The 18,083-nt window shown below is 69.0% G+C and carries 16 protein-coding genes and 1 riboswitch; of the genes, 14 read left to right on the top strand and 2 right to left on the bottom strand.

The window, feature by feature from the left end:
* The first annotated feature begins 100 nt into the window (after positions 1-100).
* The 10 genes from SOM10_RS10335 (at position 101) to argH (ending at position 11,872) form a co-directional block, all read left to right on the top strand.
* Positions 101-817: a DUF402 domain-containing protein gene (locus SOM10_RS10335; protein WP_198032319.1), complete on the top strand. Its 717-nt coding sequence runs from the start codon at positions 101-103 to the stop codon at positions 815-817.
* Positions 818-879: 62 nt separating this feature from the next.
* Positions 880-1,842 carry an NAD-dependent epimerase/dehydratase family protein gene (locus SOM10_RS10330; RefSeq protein ID WP_320489839.1) on the top strand — a complete coding sequence of 321 codons (963 nt, stop codon included), beginning with the start codon at positions 880-882 and terminating at the stop codon, positions 1,840-1,842.
* Between the two features lie 21 nt (positions 1,843-1,863).
* A riboswitch (TPP riboswitch) is annotated at positions 1,864-1,957 on the top strand.
* Entirely contained in the window at positions 1,948-2,796 is an 849-nt protein-coding gene (gene thiM, locus SOM10_RS10325; RefSeq protein ID WP_320489837.1) for a hydroxyethylthiazole kinase, read from the top strand. Its footprint overlaps the riboswitch before it by 10 nt.
* Positions 2,793-4,943: a bifunctional hydroxymethylpyrimidine kinase/phosphomethylpyrimidine kinase gene (locus SOM10_RS10320; protein ID WP_320489836.1), complete on the top strand. Its 2,151-nt coding sequence runs from the start codon at positions 2,793-2,795 to the stop codon at positions 4,941-4,943. The genes thiM and SOM10_RS10320 overlap by 4 nt, the downstream gene beginning before the upstream one ends.
* A 244-nt stretch (positions 4,944-5,187) precedes the next feature.
* Positions 5,188-6,240, top strand: a complete 1,053-nt coding sequence (gene argC, locus SOM10_RS10315) for an N-acetyl-gamma-glutamyl-phosphate reductase (RefSeq protein WP_320489834.1) — start codon at positions 5,188-5,190, stop codon at positions 6,238-6,240.
* Positions 6,237-7,394, top strand: coding sequence for a bifunctional glutamate N-acetyltransferase/amino-acid acetyltransferase ArgJ (gene argJ, locus SOM10_RS10310; RefSeq protein ID WP_320489832.1), 1,158 nt, complete (start codon positions 6,237-6,239; stop codon positions 7,392-7,394). Before argC ends, argJ begins: the two co-directional genes overlap by 4 nt.
* Positions 7,391-8,308 (top strand): acetylglutamate kinase, encoded by a 918-nt coding sequence (argB, locus tag SOM10_RS10305; RefSeq protein WP_053096875.1) that lies wholly within the window; start codon positions 7,391-7,393, stop codon positions 8,306-8,308. Before argJ ends, argB begins: the two co-directional genes overlap by 4 nt.
* The gene (locus SOM10_RS10300; protein WP_320489830.1) at positions 8,305-9,516 is read left to right on the top strand and encodes an acetylornithine transaminase; all 1,212 of its coding nucleotides are present in this window, start codon (positions 8,305-8,307) and stop codon (positions 9,514-9,516) included. Before argB ends, SOM10_RS10300 begins: the two co-directional genes overlap by 4 nt.
* On the top strand, positions 9,513-10,442 hold the full coding sequence (argF, locus tag SOM10_RS10295) for an ornithine carbamoyltransferase (protein WP_056280178.1): 930 nt from the start codon (positions 9,513-9,515) through the stop codon (positions 10,440-10,442). Before SOM10_RS10300 ends, argF begins: the two co-directional genes overlap by 4 nt.
* Positions 10,442-11,872: an argininosuccinate lyase gene (argH, locus tag SOM10_RS10290; RefSeq protein WP_187250401.1), complete on the top strand. Its 1,431-nt coding sequence runs from the start codon at positions 10,442-10,444 to the stop codon at positions 11,870-11,872. The genes argF and argH overlap by 1 nt, the downstream gene beginning before the upstream one ends.
* A gap of 50 nt (positions 11,873-11,922) precedes the next feature.
* Here the strand turns inward: argH and SOM10_RS10285 are convergent, their stop codons facing one another.
* Complete coding sequence (locus SOM10_RS10285; protein WP_320489825.1) at positions 11,923-12,522, bottom strand: DUF1349 domain-containing protein; 600 nt, start codon at positions 12,520-12,522, stop codon at positions 11,923-11,925.
* A gap of 59 nt (positions 12,523-12,581) precedes the next feature.
* On the opposite strand from SOM10_RS10285, the gene SOM10_RS10280 reads away from it, so the two are divergent.
* From SOM10_RS10280 to SOM10_RS10265, 4 genes are all read left to right on the top strand, one after another.
* The gene (locus SOM10_RS10280; protein WP_320489823.1) at positions 12,582-13,226 is read left to right on the top strand and encodes a SatD family protein; all 645 of its coding nucleotides are present in this window, start codon (positions 12,582-12,584) and stop codon (positions 13,224-13,226) included.
* The gene (locus SOM10_RS10275; RefSeq protein ID WP_320489821.1) at positions 13,223-14,071 is read left to right on the top strand and encodes a hypothetical protein; all 849 of its coding nucleotides are present in this window, start codon (positions 13,223-13,225) and stop codon (positions 14,069-14,071) included. The genes SOM10_RS10280 and SOM10_RS10275 overlap by 4 nt, the downstream gene beginning before the upstream one ends.
* A 52-nt stretch (positions 14,072-14,123) precedes the next feature.
* On the top strand, positions 14,124-15,425 hold the full coding sequence (tyrS, locus tag SOM10_RS10270) for a tyrosine--tRNA ligase (protein ID WP_320489819.1): 1,302 nt from the start codon (positions 14,124-14,126) through the stop codon (positions 15,423-15,425).
* Between the two features lie 94 nt (positions 15,426-15,519).
* Complete coding sequence (locus SOM10_RS10265; protein ID WP_320489817.1) at positions 15,520-16,317, top strand: DUF4184 family protein; 798 nt, start codon at positions 15,520-15,522, stop codon at positions 16,315-16,317.
* On the opposite strand, the gene SOM10_RS10260 is transcribed toward SOM10_RS10265, so the two are convergent.
* Positions 16,302-17,648: a CoA transferase gene (locus SOM10_RS10260; protein ID WP_320489815.1), complete on the bottom strand. Its 1,347-nt coding sequence runs from the start codon at positions 17,646-17,648 to the stop codon at positions 16,302-16,304. The genes SOM10_RS10265 and SOM10_RS10260 overlap by 16 nt on opposite strands.
* Positions 17,649-18,083: the final 435 nt, after the last annotated feature.

Here is an 18,083-nt window from a genome sequence, read left to right as displayed (position 1 = left end):
CACTCGAATGGTGCGGTCCGCGTGCGCGTGTGCTCTCGGGATGCTGCCGACGCCGCCGAGCCGACCTGAGCGCGGTGGACCTGCGAGGTACCGTGTCGGGATGAGCATCCTGCCCCACAGCACTCCCGCGGCGGTTCCCGATGGTGTCCGACCTATGGGTGAAGCGCCGTTCCTCGAACCCGGCGACCAGATCTCCTGGCACTACCGCAAGCCCGGCTGGCAGCCCGGCGATGCGTCGACCATCACGCCCATGCGGGTGGTCCGCGACGATGAACGCGGTCTGGTGGCATGGCTCGCTCCGGGCACGCTCCAGGAGGGGCAGGGCACTCCGGCGGGCGAGCGCATCCGGACCGTTCCGCTCGAGCGTCGGTGGCTCGATCCGCGTACCCGGATCGTGGAGGAGTGGTGGGGCAACGGCATCCTCCGCATCGCTCCGGCCGGTGTGGCGTGGTCAGTGTGGCTGTTCTGGAGCGATGTGAGCGGTCCCGAGTGGGAGTTCGCCGGGTGGTACGTGAATCTCGAGAACGCGCATCTGCGCACCGACCGCGACACGTATTCATCGGATCACATCCTCGACGTGGAGATCCAGGCGGACGGTCAGGTGCACCTCAAGGACGAGGACGAGGTGATCGCGGCCGTCGAGCAGGGACGTCTCACCTCTGAGCAGGCCGCGCAGATCGAACGACACGCGGACGCGGCGATCGAGTCCTTCCATCACGGTGACTGGCCGTTCGACGCCGAATGGCGCGACTGGCGCCCGGATCCCTCGTGGACGGTCCCGGAACTGTCCGGCCTGTCGGATCTTCGCACGAGCTGACCGGCATCCGCCCTGAGCGGAAGACCCTTCCCCTCGCGCGGCGAAGATGGTGGCATGGGGTCATGACGGATGTTCTGATCCTCGGCGGCACCGGCTGGCTGTCCGGCCGCATCGCCAGACGGCTGCTCCTGAGCGGGGCGACGGTGATGTGTCTGGCGCGCGGAGGACGCCCGTCTCCGGAGGGCGCGAGCCTGGTGCTGGCCGATCGTGACGCCAGGGACGCCTACGATGCGGTGTCCGGTCGGGAGTGGGATCACGTGATCGACGTCTCGTCGAACGCGGCCCACGTCTCCGCTGCGGTCGCGGCACTCGGTGAGCGAGCGGGCCGCTGGACGTACGTCTCGTCGATGTCGGCATACTCCGACGAGGAGACGGTCGGTGCAGACGAGTCGGCGACGCTGCATCCGCCGGCTGAGAGGGGAGACGACGAGTACGGCCAGCAGAAGGTGGCCGCCGAGGACGTTGTCCGTGCACTCGGCGACCGCACCCTGATCGTGCGCCCGGGATTGATCGTCGGGGCGGACGACCCGAGCGATCGTTTCGGGTATTGGGCTGCCGCTTTTCTGCGTGCCGAGGACGGCCCGGTGCTGCTTCCGCCTGTCGAGGAGCGAGACGTGCAGGTGATCGACGTCGACGACCTGTCCGAGTTCGTCGCCACCACGAGGGCCACCGGCGTGATCAACACGATCGGCGATCGGCATCGGCTGAGCGAGGTCCTCGACGCCGTGCGCAGACGTGCGGGGCACCGGGGAGACACGGTCGCGGCATCTGACGCCTGGCTCGTCGAGCACGGTGTGGCGTATTGGGCGGGGGAGCGGTCGCTGCCGCTGTGGCTGCCGAGCGAGATGACCGGATTCATGACCAGGTCGAACGCCCGCTACCGCGCGGCAGGAGGTCGGCTTCGTCCGCTCGACGAGACGATCGCCGCCGTGGTCGATGACGAGCAGGCGCGCGGCGTCGATCGGGACCGGCGGGCAGGGCTCACTCGCGCCGACGAACTCGCGCTGTTGCAGCTGATCGACTGATCGGGGCCTCGCTAGACTGCGATCAGTGACACGGGGTGCCGCATCTGCGGCTGAGAACAGACCCGTCGAACCTGATCTAGTTCGTACTAGCGAAGGGATGTCGCGTTGAGCGATCGTCTGCGTCCTGATTCCGAATCGACCTTGGCCACCTCGGCGGCTGAGCTCCTGACAGGGCTGCGCGACAGCCCACCCTTGACCCATTGCATCACCAACAGCGTCGTCACGGGCTTCACCGCGAACGTGCTGCTCGCCCTCGGCGCGGCGCCGGCGATGGTCGACATCGTCGGTGAGGCGGGGATGTTCGCCGGGGTGGCCTCCGGGGTGCTGATCAACCTCGGTACGCCGACTCCGGAGCAGCGTGCGGCGAGCCGTGAAGCCGCGGCAGGAGCCCTCGCCGCAGGTACTCCGTGGGTGCTGGATCCCGTCGCGATCGGCGCGCTGCCGGTGCGCACGGCACTCGCGCACGAGCTGGCCGACGCACGCCCCACGGCGATCAGGGGGAACGCCTCAGAGATCCTCGCCCTCGCGGGGCTCAGCGCTGGAGGGCGCGGCGTCGATGCGACGGACGCGACCGATGCCGCGGCCGAAGCGGCACTCGCACTCGCTTCGCGGCACGGCGCGGTGGTCGCGGTGTCGGGACCGGTCGACCTGGTGACGGACGGAGCACGATTGCTCCGCATCGCGAACGGTCATGAACTGCTCACCCGTGTCACCGGCGGCGGATGCGCGCTGGGTGCTGTCATGGCGGCGTTCCTCGGTGCGGCGCGCTCGACCGCTGCGGATCCGCTCACCGCCGTCTCGGCGGCGAGCCTCGTGTACACGATCGCCGCCGAGCGCGCCGCGGCGCGGGCAGCGGGCCCCGGCAGCTTCGCCGTCGCACTGCTCGACGCGCTCGCCGCCGTGCAGCCGGAGGACCTCGCCGTCGCCGCGCGTGTGCAGGAGCACGCGCTGTGATCGCGGACCTCTCCCTCTACCTCGTCACGGATCCCACCCTCTGCGGCGCGCGGGGCGTCGCGGAGACGGTGCGACTCGCCGTCGACGGGGGCGTGCGCATCGTCCAGCTGCGCGACAAGGAGGCGACGGATGCCGAGACCGCCGATCAGTTGATCGAGCTCTCTCGGGTGATCGACGGCCGTGCACTGCTCGTGGTGAACGACCGCGTCGAGGCGGCACTGATCGCTCGCGCCAGGGGAGCGCGGGTCGACGGCGTGCACCTCGGCCAGGGCGACGTATCGGTGCTGCGGGCACGCGAGCGGCTGGGACCCGAGGCGATCATCGGGTTGACGGCGAACACGCCGGAGCATCTCGACGCCGTGGCCGCCCTGCCGTCAGGAACGGTCGACTATCTCGGCGTCGGCGTGATCCGTCCCACCGCCACCAAGCCGGATCACCCGCCGGCCCTGGGAATCCACGGCTTCCGCGCGCTCGCCGCGAGGACCGCACTGCCATGCGTCGCCATCGGCGGCGTGGGAATCGACGACATCGAGCGCCTTCGGGATGCGGGTGCGGCGGGGCTCGCCGTGGTCTCCGCCGTCTGCGCCGCCGCCGATCCGTTAAGGACGGCCCGGGCATTCCTCAGCCGATGGAGGGCATCGGGCACACCTCGCGTGCTCAGCATCGCGGGGAGCGACCCGTCGGGCGGGGCGGGGATCCAGGCCGATCTCAAGTCGATCGCCGCGAACGGGGGCTATGGCATGGCGGCTGTCACGGCGCTCACGGCGCAGAACACCAGGGGAGTCCGAGCGGTGCACGTGCCTCCTGCCGACTTCCTCCGGCAGCAGCTCGATGCCATCTCGGACGACATCGTCATCGACGCGGTGAAGATCGGGATGCTGGCGAACACGGAGGTGATCGCCACCGTCGCCGCCTGGCTCGACGCCGTCCGTCCGCCGATCGTCGTGCTCGACCCGGTCATGGTCGCGACCAGCGGTGATCGCCTGCTCGATGAGGATGCCGAGCGCGCACTCTGCGGCCTCCTCGAGCGCGCTCATGTCGTGACGCCCAACCTCGCCGAGCTCGCCGCGCTCTCCGATCGTCCGATCACGGGGTGGGACGACGCGCTCGAGGCCGGGGCCGAGCTCTCCGCCCGCATCGGCGGGGCGGTGCTCGTCAAGGGAGGGCACCTCGACGGCGACGACGTTCCGGACGCGTTGATCGATGTCGCCGGAGGCGTCAGACACGGCTATCCCGGGTCGCGCATCATGACACACAACACGCACGGCACCGGATGCTCCCTGTCGTCGGCCCTCGCCACCCGCCTCGCCGGAGGGGAGTCCCCTGTCGACGCGGTGGAATCGGCGAGAACCTGGCTGCGGGAATCCCTGAGGCAGAGCGATGCGCTCGACATCGGGAGCGGTCACGGACCGGTGAACCACTTCGGCGGCCTCTGGCGACGAGGGGGACTCGAGGCCGCACCCGAGCGTGCCGACCTCCGCGATCGGTGGTGGGACCGGATCGCGCACGTGCGGGCCGACATCGACGAGCTGTCCTTCATCCGCGCTCTGGCCGACGGGACTCTCGACCGCGAGCGGTTCCTCTTCTACCTCCGACAGGATGCGCTGTATCTCCGGGAGTACGCCCGAGTGCTCGCAGCGGCCGCGCGGATCGCGCCCACACCGCACGAGCAGGCGTTCTGGGCTCAGTCGGCGCAGGGGGCGATCACCGGAGAGCTCGAGCTCCATGCATCGTGGCTGGCGCCGGGCGCGGGGGTGGAAGCGGCGACCTTCGCCGTCGATCCGGCGCCTGCGACCGTCGCGTACCTCGACCACCTGCGCTCGGTGGCCTTCGGCGGGGACTACGCCGAGCTCATCGCGGCCGTGCTGCCGTGCTTCTGGCTGTACACCGATCTCGGAACCCGCCTGCACGCGGGGGAGTTCGACGCGTACGCCCGAGACTCGCAGCATCCCTACGCGTCGTGGCTCGCGACGTATGCCGACCCCGCGTTCGAGAAGGCGACGGAGCAGGCGATCGACCATGTGATGCATGCGGCGACGGAGTCGGATGCCGCGGGGCGGCGACGGATGCTCCGCGCTTTCGAGGTCTCCAGCGCGCACGAACTCGCCTTCTTCGCGGCGCCGGCACTCCACGCGTCCGGCGGATGACGGATCCGATTTGCGCATGCCGCGACGAGCGCGCTATCGTCGCGGCATGCCTTCGGCCGCCACCGCTCCTCTGACGCTCGTTCCGAGCGTCATCGCCGTGCGCCGACGCCGCAGCGGCCGCCGACTCTAGGCGACCCTGCGCTTCTGCCTGCGTACGCACGGCGGTCGAGTGCCGGCGTCGCCGCCCCGGTTCCCGACACTGCACCCCGCGTTCGCCGAGGGGTCCGACCGTTAAGGTAGAAGAATGACGTACTCCGTCGCCGTCTCCGGCGCATCCGGCTACGCGGGCGGCGAGATCCTGCGCCTCCTCGCGTCTCATCCCGACATCGAGATCCGCACGGTGACGGCGCACTCGAACGCCGGTCAGCCGCTCGTGCAGCATCAGCCGCACCTGCGGTCGCTCGCACACCTCACCCTGCAGGACACCACGCCCGAGACGCTCGCCGGGCACGACATCGTCTTCCTCGCTCTGCCGCACGGGCAGTCCGGGCAGTACACCGACGCGCTCGGCGACACCCCGCTCGTGATCGACGCGGGAGCGGACCACCGACTGACGTCGCAGGATTCCTGGGACGCGTTCTACGGCGGCGACTTCCACGAACCGTGGGCCTACGGCGTTCCCGAGCTGCTCGTCGGCGGTGTCAAGCAGCGCGAGACGCTGCGCGAGGCGACGCGCATCGCCGCTCCCGGCTGCAACGCCTCGACCGTGAGCCTGAGCCTGGCCCCCGGGGTCGCCGCAGGGGTGATCGACGCGGGGGACATCGTCTCGGTGCTCGCCGTCGGCCCGTCCGGAGCGGGGAAGAGCCTCAAGACCAACCTGCTCGCCGGCGAGATCCTCGGCACAGCCAATCCCTACGCGGTCGGGGGCACGCACCGGCACATCCCGGAGATCCGCCAGGCGCTCGCCGCGGCATCCGGCTCCCCAGCCGACGGCATCCGCATCTCGTTCACGCCTGTGCTGGTTCCGATGTCGCGGGGCATCCTCGCCACCTCGACCGCGCCGATCGTCGGCGATGTCAGCGATGCGGAGATCCGCGCCGCCTGGGAGGACGCCTACGGCGACGAGACCTTCGTGCAGCTGCTGCCCGCCGGTCAGTTCCCGCGCACGGCCGATGTCCTCGGTGCGAACACCGCCCTGATCGGTCTCGCGATCGATCGCGCGGCGAACCGCGTGACGGTGGTCACCGCGGTCGACAACCTCGTCAAGGGCACCGCCGGCGCTGCCGTCCAATCCATGAACCTCGCGCTGGGGCTGCCCGAGTCCCGCGCCCTCTCAGTGAACGGAGTCGCGCCGTGAGCGTCACCGCCCCCGCAGGATTCGAAGCGGCCGGAGTCGCCGCAGGTCTCAAATCGACCGGAAAGCCCGATGTCGCCGTCGTGGTCAATCGCGGCCCGCGCAAGGTCGGTGCGGCCGTGTTCACCAACAACCGCGCCAAGGCGAACCCCATCATCTGGTCGCAGCAGGCCGTCGCCGATCGCGTGGTCGAGGCCGTCGTGCTGAACTCGGGAGGCGCGAACTGCTTCACCGGCAGCTTCGGCTTCCAAACGACGCACCAGACCGCAGAGAAGGCGGCCGAGCTGCTCGGCGTCGGCGCCGGCGACGTGCTCGTGTGCTCGACCGGCCTCATCGGAGTCGGAGACGAGGTCTTCCGCGCGAAGGTCCTCTCGGGCACCGAACAGGCGATCGCCGAGCTGTCGACAGACGGCGGCGATGTCGCGGCCGAGGCCATCATGACCACCGACAGCGTGTCGAAGACCGCCGTGGTCAGCCGAGACGGCTGGACCATCGGCGGCATGGCCAAGGGAGCGGGCATGCTCGCTCCCGGGCTCGCGACGATGCTCGTCGTCATCACGACGGATGCCGTGCTCGAGCCTCTCGAGGCGGATGCCGCGCTGCGATTCGCCACCGGGACGACGTTCGACCGCCTCGATTCGGACGGATGCATGTCGACCAACGATCAGGTCACACTGCTCGCGAACGGCGCTTCCGAGGTGGTGCCCGACCTCAAGGACTTCTCCGCCGCGCTGGCAGAGCTGTGCCAGGAGCTCGCGGTCAAGCTGCAGGGCGATGCCGAGGGGGCCAGCCACGACATCACCATCGAGGTGCAGCACGCCGCGACCGAGGCGGAGGCGGTCGAGGTCGGCCGCTCCGTCGCGCGCAACAATCTCTTCAAGGCCGCCATCTTCGGCAACGACCCCAACTGGGGGCGGGTGCTCGCAGCGATCGGCACCACGAACGCCCAGTTCGACCCGTACGACGTCGACGTCTGGATGAACGGCGTCCGGGTGTGCAGCGAGGGCGGCCCCGACCGTCCGCGCGAGGAGGTCGACCTCACTCCGCGTGCCACGCATCTCGTGATCGATCTCAAGGTCGGCGATGCCACCGCGACGATCCTCACGAACGACCTCACCCACGATTACGTGCACGAGAACAGCGCCTACGCCTCATGACCGACATTCAGGACACCACCCCGGACGTCGCCGCCGTGAAGGCCGCGACGCTCATCGAGTCGCTCCCGTGGCTGAAGAAGTTCCGCGACCAGATCGTCGTCGTCAAGTACGGCGGCAATGCGATGGTCTCCGACGAGCTGCAGGAGGCGTTCGCACAGGACATCGCGTACCTGCGCTACGTCGGCGTGCTGCCGGTCGTCGTGCACGGCGGCGGACCGCAGATCTCCGACATGCTCCAGCGACTCGAGATCCCGAGCGAGTTCAAGGGCGGCTACCGGGTCACCAACACCGAGGCGATCAGCGTCGTGCGCATGGTCCTCACCGGCCAGGTGAACCCGCAGCTCGTCTCGAAGATCAACTCGCACGGTCCGATCGCCACCGGGTTGAGCGGGGAGGACGCCGGCCTGTTCGGTGGTCGTCGTCGCGGTGTCGTGATCGACGGCGAGGAGATCGACCTCGGACGCGTCGGCGACGTCGTGGAGGTCGACCCGACGCCCGTGCTCGATCACCTCGCGGCGGGACGCGTGCCCGTCGTCTCGAGCATCGCGCCCGACCTCGATCACCCCGGCCAGTCGCTCAACGTGAACGCGGATGCCGCGGCGGCAGCCCTCGCCGTGGCGCTCAACGCTCGCAAGCTCGTCATCCTCACCGACGTGCCGGGGCTCTATGCCGACTGGCCCAACCGCGACTCGCTCGTGTCGCACCTCACCTCGGAGGCTCTCATCGAGATGCTGCCGACACTCGAATCCGGCATGATCCCGAAGATGAAGGCCTGCCTGGATGCGATCGAAGGCGGCGTGGATGCCGCCGCGATCATCGACGGACGCGTGCCGCACTCGGTGCTCGTCGAACTCTTCACCAGCAAGGGAATCGGAACTGAAGTGGTCTTGGGAAGCGCAGGGATGAACGCATGAGCAACTGGCAGGATGACGCAGCGAGCGATCTGGTCCTCAACGCGGGCCCGCGCCTGGCGATGCTGACACGAGGAGAGGGGTCCTACCTCTGGGACTCCGAGGGCAAGCGCCACCTCGACTTCCTCGCCGGCATCGCGGTGACCTCGCTCGGTCACGCGCATCCGGTGTTCGTCGAGGCCGTGTCGAGACAGGCCGCGACTCTCGCGCACGTGTCGAACTACTTCGCGACGCCCTCGCAGCTCGCGCTCGCCGCACGGCTGAAGCGCCTCGCGGGCGCCGGGATCGACGGCCGCGTGTTCTTCTCGAACTCCGGCGCCGAGGCGAACGAAGCGGCGTTCAAGCTCGCCCGACTCCACGGGGGAACGGACAAGCCGCGCATCCTCGCACTCGAGAACGGATTCCACGGGCGCACCATGGGGTCACTCGCGCTGACGGCCAAGGCCGCGATGCGCGCGCCGTTCGAGCCGATGCCCGGGGGAGTGGAGCACATCCCGACGACCGTCGAGGCTCTGGAAGCCGCGATCGACGACCGGGTCGCCGCCGTCATCGTGGAGCCGATCCAGGGCGAGGCCGGCGTGGTCGAGCTTCCGGACGGCTATCTGCAGGCCGCCCGTTCGCTCACGCTGAAGCACGGGGCGCTGCTCATCGTCGATGAGATCCAGACGGGTGCCGGACGCACGGGGGCCTGGTTCGGCTTCAGCCACGAGGGCATCACCCCTGACGCGATCACGCTCGCGAAGGGCATCGGGGGAGGCTTCCCGATCGGCGCTCTCGTCACCTACGGTGCGGCGAGCTCGCTCTTCACGCCGGGTTCGCACGGATCGACGTTCGGCGGCAACCCGCTGGCCACCGCCGTCGCCGACGCCGTGCTCACCGAGATCGAGAACGCCGGACTCGTCGAGAACGCTGCGCGTCGAGGCGAGGAGATCCGACAGATCATTGAGGACATCGACTCGCCCCTCGTCACGGGAGTGCGTGGCCGAGGGCTCCTCATCGGAGTGGCACTCGGCGCCCCCGTCGCGAACGACGTGGTCGCCGCTGCTCAGGAGCGCGGCCTCATCGTGAACGCAGCCAACCCCGAGACGGTGCGCATCGCCCCGGCTCTCACGATCGGAGACGCTGAACTCGCCGAGTTCCGCAAGCTCTTCGCCGATTCGCTCGCTGACGTACAGACATCCCTCGCCGAATCCGGAAAGGCCCTCGCATGACCCGCCACCTGCTGCGTGACGACGATCTGACCCCCGCCGAGCAGGCGGAGATCCTCGATCTCGCCATCGAGCTGAAGAAGGACCGCTGGGCGAACAAGGCTCTCGCCGGTCCCCAGACGGTCGCGGTGATCTTCGACAAGTCGTCCACCCGCACCCGCGTCTCCTTCGCGGTGGGCATCGCCGACCTCGGCGGCACGCCGCTGATCATCTCGACCGCGAGCAGCCAGCTCGGCGGCAAGGAGACGCCGTCCGACACCGCGCGGGTTCTCGAGCGCCAGGTCGCGGCGATCGTCTGGCGCACCTATGCGCAGGCGGGGCTCGAGGAGATGGCCGCCGGCACCACGGTGCCAGTCGTCAACGCCCTCTCGGACGACTTCCACCCGTGCCAGCTGCTCGCCGACCTGCTCACGATCCGAGAGCACAAGGGCGAGCTCAAGGGGCTGACCCTGACGTTCTTCGGCGACGGGCAGAGCAACATGGCGCACTCCTACGCACTGGCCGGTGTCACTGCCGGCATGCATGTGCGCATCGCGTCACCTGCGGAGTACGCCCCGCGCGCCGACGTCGTCGAGGCGGCCGACCGCCGGGCTGCGGAGACCGGCGGCTCGATCACGCTGTTCACGGATGCGGTCGAGGCTGCGGCCGGCGCCGACGTCGTGGTCACCGACACCTGGGTGTCGATGGGCAAGGAGGAGGAGAAGCTCGCGCGCATCCGCGATCTCGGCGGCTACAAGGTGACCCCCGAGACGATGGAGATCGCCGATTCCGAGGCCATCTTCATCCACTGCCTTCCCGCCGACCGCGGCTACGAGGTGGACTCCGAGGTCATCGACGGACCACAGAGCGTCGTCTGGGATGAGGCCGAGAACCGTCTCCACGCGCAGAAGGCCCTGCTCGTCTGGCTGCTCGGCAAGAAGGACGCGTGATGGTCGACTCGAAGAACGAAGGCACGAACGAAGGCGCACTGTGGGGCGCCCGCTTCGCGAGCGGGCCGTCGCCCGAGCTCGTCGAGCTCAGCAGATCGACGCACTTCGACTGGATCCTCGCCCCGTACGACATCGCGGGCTCGCATGCGCACGCGACGGCGCTCGCGGCTGCCGGCTACCTCGAACCTGCTGAGGCGGCCAGGATGCATGAGGGGCTCGATGCCGTGGCGCGCAAGGTCGCCGACGGCACGCTGCAGCCCGTCCCCTCCGATGAGGACGTGCACGGTGCGCTCGAGCAGGCGCTGATCGCCGAGCTCGGTCCCGAACTGGGCGGACGCCTGCGCGCCGGACGCAGCCGCAACGATCAGATCGCCACTCTCGTGCGCATGTACCTGATCGATCACGCTCGAGTGATCGCGCGCGACATCCTCCGTGTCATCGACGCGCTCGTCGCGCAGGCCGAGGCCCACCCCGACGCGATCCTCCCCGGCCGCACGCATCTGCAGCACGCGCAGCCGGTGCTCCTCGCGCACCACCTCCAGGCCCATGGCTGGCCGCTCGTGCGCGAGCTCGAGCGTCTCGTCGACTGGCGTCGTCGCGCAGGCGTCTCGCCGTATGGCGGGGGAGCGCTCGCGGGCTCGACCCTCGGACTCGATCCTGCGCTGGTCGCATCGGAACTCGGACTCGATCGACCGGCGGAGAACTCGCTCGACGGCACCGCGGCACGCGACGTCGTCGCCGAGTTCGCCTTCATCGCGGCGATGACGGGTGTCGACATCTCGCGTCTGAGCGAGGAGATCATCCTCTGGAACACACGTGAGTTCGGCTTCGTCACGCTGCACGACGGGTACTCGACGGGGTCGAGCATCATGCCGCAGAAGAAGAACCCCGACATCGCGGAGCTCGCTCGCGGAAAGTCGGGGCGCCTGATCGGCAATCTGTCGGGGCTCATGGCGACGCTCAAGGGCCTCCCGTTGGCCTATAACCGCGACCTGCAGGAGGACAAGGAGCCGGTCTTCGATTCGGTCCAGACCCTCGAGGTCGTGCTTCCCGCGTTCGCCGGCATGATCGCGACGCTGCGCTTCGACACCGAGCGGATGGCGGCACTCGCCCCCCAGGGATTCTCGCTCGCGACCGATGTCGCCGAGTGGCTCGTGAAGCGCCGGGTGCCGTTCCGCGACGCGCACGAGATCTCGGGCGCGCTCGTGCGGGCCTGCGAAGAACAGGGGATCGGTCTCGAGGACGCTTCCGACGAGCTGCTGCTCTCGGTCTCTCCGCATCTGGTCCCCGAAGTGCGTGAGGTTCTCACGATCGAGGGTTCCGTGGCATCGCGCACCGGAGCCGGGGGAACGGCTCCCGTCCGAGTCGCCGAGCAGCGTGCCGAGCTCGTCGCCAGAGCCCAGGCTGCGGCGCACGCCCTGGGCCTGTAGTCGGTTGTGCACCGCCGGTCGACGCGATGTGCGGCGACCGGCGGGGCTCCTCAGTGCAGCGCGACGTCGGCGGTCGACCTCGTCCACCGGGTGAAGCGCACGACGAGTCCGGCGCGGGTCGGGCTGGCGAGGAACGGGCCGGCGGATGCAGCGGCGTCGCCGGTGAACGGAGCGACGCGAACCAGTCGCCAGTCCTCGTCGTCCGCGCGTGCGCGAACGATCACCGCGTCCGGCCACCGGCTCACGCGGACGGTGATCTCTCGGCCGTGCCAGTCGTCGACGTATCCGACGGACCAGTCGGAGCGGATGTCGGTGACGACGGCGCCGAGTCCGAGGTGCTCGTCGGCGTACTCGATGCCCGCTTTGATCCAGTGCTCGTCGTCGATGCGCACGAAGACTCCTGCCTGGTCGAACTGGCCGTCCCATGGCGCGCGGAATGAGACGTCCATCGCCTCGCCCACGGCCAGGGGGGCCAGCAGCGCGTGCTCGGTGTCGTGGACGAATCCGTACGCCGTGTGTCGCCAGGCGTCGCTGCCTTCCGCGGCGGTCACGTCCAGGTGCTCGACCCCGTCGGCGGAGATCGTGGTGAGTGCGGCGGGTGAGTGGGTCCAGGAACCTTCGTCCCACCGGATGATGTCTGATTCAGGCATGTTCCGAGCATATAACCTAATAGGGCATAAATAACAGTTATTCGTGATACGGTTATCACATGGTCATCGCCGTACTCGCCGACATCGTGGGATCGCGCAAGCTCGACGATCGCACGGCGGCGCAGCGCGTGCTCGATGACACGATCGCTCGGGTGGAGGCCGCCCTGCCTCTGGCACATCACCCGCTCACCCCCACGGTGGGGGATGAGCAGCAGGGTGTCTATCTTCGGCTCGAAGACGCTCTGGTGTCGCTTCTCATGATCCAGCTCGCTCTTCCCGACGGCATCTCCTTCCGTTTCGGCATCGGGATCGGCGAGGTGCGCACCGTCGACTCCGTCCACGGCGAGCTCGCCGACGGGCCGGGGTGGTATGCGGCGCGCGCGGCGATCGAGACCGTCCACGCGAGAGAGGCACGCACCGTGCCGCGCACCCGGATCTGGATTGTCGGAGCCCCGGGGCAGGATGAGGTCATGGAGAGCGTGATCGCAGCATCGAACGCCTACCTCCTCGTCCGTGACGAGCTGGTCGGCGCCATGAACGAGCGCGAGCGCCGCCTCACCTACGGACGGATGGTCGGCAGATCGCAGCACGACCTCGCCGCCGAAGAGGGCATCTCGCAGCCCAGCGTCTCGAAGTCGTTGCGCAACGCCGGCAGCGCCGCACTCATCGAAGGTGCGGTCGCGCTGAGGGGAGCGAGCGCATGATCGTCGCCGGATTCATCCTGCTCGCGGTCGGATCCGCCGATCTCGTCCGCCAGTTCGCTCCGCATCGATGGGCCGGGTACCTGACGGTGGCCGTGATGTTCCTGCTGCTCGGCAGCGTGAGCGACGCGCTGCTGCCCATGCTCGCAGGGCTCGTGGTCGGAGCGCTCTGGGTCTGGTGCATGCCGTCGGAGCGCCGCGCACCGCTCGGGTTCTGGCCCGCGGCGCTGCTCGGTCTCGTGAGCATCGGATCGGTCGTATGGCTGGGGGCGCGCACTGATGCCGGCCTGATCGGCACCGTGTGGAACCTCCGTTCACCGTTCGGCGACGTCCCGTTCGATCTTGCGATCCTGACGCTCGGCACCGGTGTCTTCCTCCTCGAGTCGGCGAACCTCGTGGTGCGCGCGGCGCTCGACGGTGAGCACACCTGGCGACCGGCTGAACTGCGTCGATCGGCGATGCGCGACGAGGTCGACGCGGAACCTGCGGCGCCCGAGGCCACCACGCCCGGCGACGCGATCGGCGGCAGGGAGTCGACCGACGCCACGATGGCGGACAAGCCGGGCCGACCGGATGAAGCCACGGCTCTGCGCGACCCGCGAGCGGGATTCAAGGGCGGTCGACTGATCGGCCCGCTCGAGCGCATCCTGGTGATGCTGCTCACCCTGGCTGCGGCGTATCCGATCCTCGCCGCGATGCTGGCGGCGAAGGGGATCGTGCGCTTCCCTGAGATCTCCCGCGACGGTGAGACAGGTGCCAGGGCCGAGTACTTCCTCGTCGGCAGTCTCGTCAGCTGGGTCATCGGGTTGGGCGCGGCGTTCCTCGTGTGGTGGGCGGCGCACACCTGATCCACGGCGGCCCGGCGATTCACCGCCCCTCACCGCTGATAGCCTGGGGCGCGTGTCGAATTCCGCTCTGACGACCGCCCCGCCGGCGATCGACCCCACGTTCGAGAACGTGTGGGACGAACTGCTGTGGCGCGGCCTCGTCCACGTGTCCACTGACCAGGAGGCGCTGCGCGCCCTTCTCGCCGGGGACCCGATCACGTATTACTGCGGCTTCGATCCGACTGCTCCCAGCCTGCATCTGGGCAACCTGGTGCAGCTGCTGACGTTGCGTCGCATCCAGCTCGCCGGCCACAAGCCGCTCGGTCTCGTCGGCGGCTCCACCGGTCTGATCGGCGACCCGCGCCCCACGGCCGAGCGCACGCTCAACACTCGCGAGACCGTCGAGGAGTGGGTGGGACGCCTGCGGACGCAGGTCGAGCGCTACCTGAGCTTCGAGGGCGAGAACGCCGCCCGCATCGTCAACAATCTCGATTGGACGGCGCCGCTGTCGGCGATCGACTTCCTGCGGGAGATCGGCAAGCACTACCGCGTCGGGACCATGCTCAAGAAGGATGCGGTCGCCGCGCGACTGAACTCCGACGAGGGCATCAGCTACACGGAGTTCAGCTACCAGATCCTGCAGGGGATGGACTTCCTCGAGCTCTACCGTCAGTACGACTGCGTCCTGCAGACCGGCGGCTCCGACCAATGGGGGAACCTGACCAGCGGCACCGACCTCATCCGTCGTGCCGAGGGTGCGTCGGCGCACGCGATCGGCACACCGCTGATCACGAACAGCGACGGGACCAAGTTCGGCAAGAGCGAGGGGAACGCCATCTGGCTCGACCCCGAGATGTGCAGTCCGTACCGGATGTACCAGTTCTGGCTGAGCACCGCGGATGCCGACGTGATCGGCAGGCTGAAGGTCTTCACCTTCCTCACCCGGGCGGAGATCGAGGATTACGAGGCGCTGGTCGAGTCCGAGCCCTTCCGTCGCGCCGCACAGAAGCGTCTCGCGCTCGAGGTCGTCGCCACCGTGCACGGCATCGATGCGGCCGCTGCGGTGATCGCGGCATCCGAGGCCCTGTTCGGACAGGGTGATCTGACTGCCCTCGACGCGTCGACCTTGCGCACGGCGCTCGAAGAGCTGCCGAACGCGACGGTCGAATCCGGGTCATCGGTGGTCGATGCGCTCGTCGCCACGGGATTGGTATCCAGCTCGTCCGAAGCGCGACGCGCGATCAGCCAGGGCGGAGTGTCGCTCGACGGATCGCGTGTCGAAGACGATGCAGCCACCGTCAAGGGATCTCTGCCCGGTGGGGTTTCTGTGCTCCGCCGCGGCAAGAAGACCCTCGCAGGTGTCTTCCTCGCGTGAACATCCGACCCTGATCGCCTGACGGCGGTCGTCTGAGAGTCCTCGGACGGCCGCCGTCACGCTTCCACCGTTCACACTCGACAGGAGCCTGCCGATGCCGTTCACGCCGAGTCATGCAGTGGTCGCCCTCCCGTTCATCCGCACGCCGCTCGTGCCCGCCGCGATCGCGATCGGCGCCATGACGCCCGACCTTCCGCTGTTCATCCGCGGGGTCGGCCTCCCGTACTCGTTCACCCACTCATTCGGCAACGTCGTGTGGACCGCGCTGGTCGCTTTCGGGCTGTTCCTGCTGTGGCGCGTCGTGCTGCGCCCGGCCGTCGGTGAGCTCTCTCCGCTCTGGCTGGCTCGGCGGGTCCCTGCCGACTGGTCGCAGTCCGGCGTCGAAGCGGCCCGAGCCGCCGTCGGCGTCGGTGCTCGAGATCGGCTGTACCCGGCGATGCTCGCGGCATCGCTGGTGCTGGGAGTGCTGTCGCACATCGTCTGGGATCTCTTCACGCACGAGGGCCGTTGGGGCGTCGATGTTCTTCCCGCGCTCGACGATGTGTGGGGGCCGTTCACCGGATACAAGTGGCTGCAGTACGGCTCGAGCGTGATCGGCCTGCTCGTGATCGGCATCTGGGGGATTCTCCGGGTGAACCGCGCTGATCCCCGCGAAAGCGTGGATCGCGTGCTGCCGTCGGGCGTCCGAATCGCCTGGTGGCTGTCACTTCCCGCGGTGCTGATCACGGCGTGGGCCCTCGGCTACGCCGGCTACGGGCCGTTCACCGAGGAGTTCACCTACCAGCATCTGGCCTACCGGATGCTGCCGCCGGCGTGCGCCCTGTGGGGTGTGCTCACTCTCGTGCTCTGTCTGTCGCTGCCGGTGTTCCGGCGCATTCACCAGCGCGGCTGATCGGATCCCCAGCGATGGGGGGCGGCGAGATCGAGGCTGGGAAGCGCCGATCGCGCCGTGGTGATCGTCTGCCCTGCGACGTCGAACGTCGCGGTGTGGGCGGCGAGGTCCAGCACCCGTTCCCGCTCCGACCCCGATACCGATCGCGATCCCGAGGACCGTGGCATCCCGAGAAGCTCTGCGGCCACTCGACGCAGCGACGTGCGCACCACCCAGCCACCACCTTCTCGACGGCGCCGCTCGAGCAGCGAGATGATCGAGGCTGCGAGCAGGTACCCGGCACTGTGATCGAGGGCCTGCGCGGGGAGGACCCCCGGGCGGTCGCCGTCCGGCGTCTCGATCATGGCGATCCCGGACTCCGCTTGCACCAAGCTGTCGAACCCCGCGCGAGAGGGGTGGTCGTCGCCCCACGCACTGAGCTCCGCGATCACCAGACTCGGGTGCCGCTCGATCAGGGCGGATGCGGAGAGGCCGAGTCGCGCGAGGGCTGCCGGTCGGTACCCGAGGACGACGACGTCAGCCTCGGCGAGCAGTTCGTCGAAACGCTCGGTTCCGGCGTCGAGCAGCGTCGATCGCTTCCCGTGACCTGTGTCGAAGTGCTGCCACTCGGGCTCGGGCAGCTGCGGGGGATCGACGCGCAGCACGTCTGCTCCCAGCAGTGCGAGCGTGCGGGTGCAGACGGGACCGGCGATCACCCGGGTGAGATCGAGCACGCGGGTGCCGGTGAGTGGTGCACGACGATCGTCGCCGTCTCGCCGGCGCGGCTCCTCGCCGCTCGGGGAGGGCATCCGATCGACCTGGAGCAGGGGAGCGGACCGCAGCTGAGCGTCGTGGATGGGGTCCTCCGGCAGCACGGGCACGGCGAGTCCGCCCGCATCGACGATCCGATCGACAGCGTCGGCGGCCGACTGAGTCAGGATGGCCGCTCGGACCTCTTCGCCCGCTGCGTCGATTCCGAGCCCGAGACCGGTCAGAAGGCGCATCGCGTGGTGGGGGTAGTTGCCATGGGTGCGGATCCACCCGTCGGACGCCCGGAAGAATCCCGAGTGCGGGGACCAGACATCGGGGGCGCGTCCGTCGACGGTGAGCACCCGATCGCTCCGGTACGCGACGGCGATGCGATCGGGGTCGGGGAGGGAGTCGACGCCGGCCGCCAGACACACGGCCCGAACGCTCGCCCAGGCCAGATCCGCCGTCGCGAGGCGCGACTCGAGAGGCACGGCGTGAACGAAGGGGGCGCCGGAATCAACCTCCACCGGCGCGAGCCCGAGGGCGGACCACACGCGGTCCAACAGAGCAGCGGAGGGGGCGCGATTCGGCAGCTGGGTCACGCTGCGATCGTACTCGTGGCGGCGATCTCGGCGGAATACCGGCGCTGGACTGGGAAAAGTGTTGCCACCTGGTGCGGCGACACGCCCGGGGGTGGTGGCCCGATTTGCCAGAACCCCAGAACCCACGTAACTTATTACTTGTTCGCCCCACAGGGAAGCGGAGGAGCCGAGAGCTTCACCCCCCTCAAGCGGAGAACCACCTCCCGATCCACTCACTTGTGAGAACAGACGCCTGCGTCTAGGATGGGAGATCCACCCCATCTGCGGCTGTCAAGAGCTGCGCAGCGGATCCAAGATCCGCGCGGCGCGCTGATTTGACAAGCGGGACGGGATGGCTAAGATAGAGAAGTTGCCCTTCGGGCCTGGTTGTGATGACTGGGTCGTGGGAGCATCCGATCCTTGAGAACTCAACAGCGTGCACTTGTCAAATGCCAA

It is taken from the genome of Microbacterium sp. CFBP9023 (assembly GCF_034045055.1).
In the GTDB taxonomy this organism is placed as follows: domain Bacteria; phylum Actinomycetota; class Actinomycetes; order Actinomycetales; family Microbacteriaceae; genus Microbacterium.
This window is presented reverse-complemented; position numbering and strand designations above follow the sequence as displayed.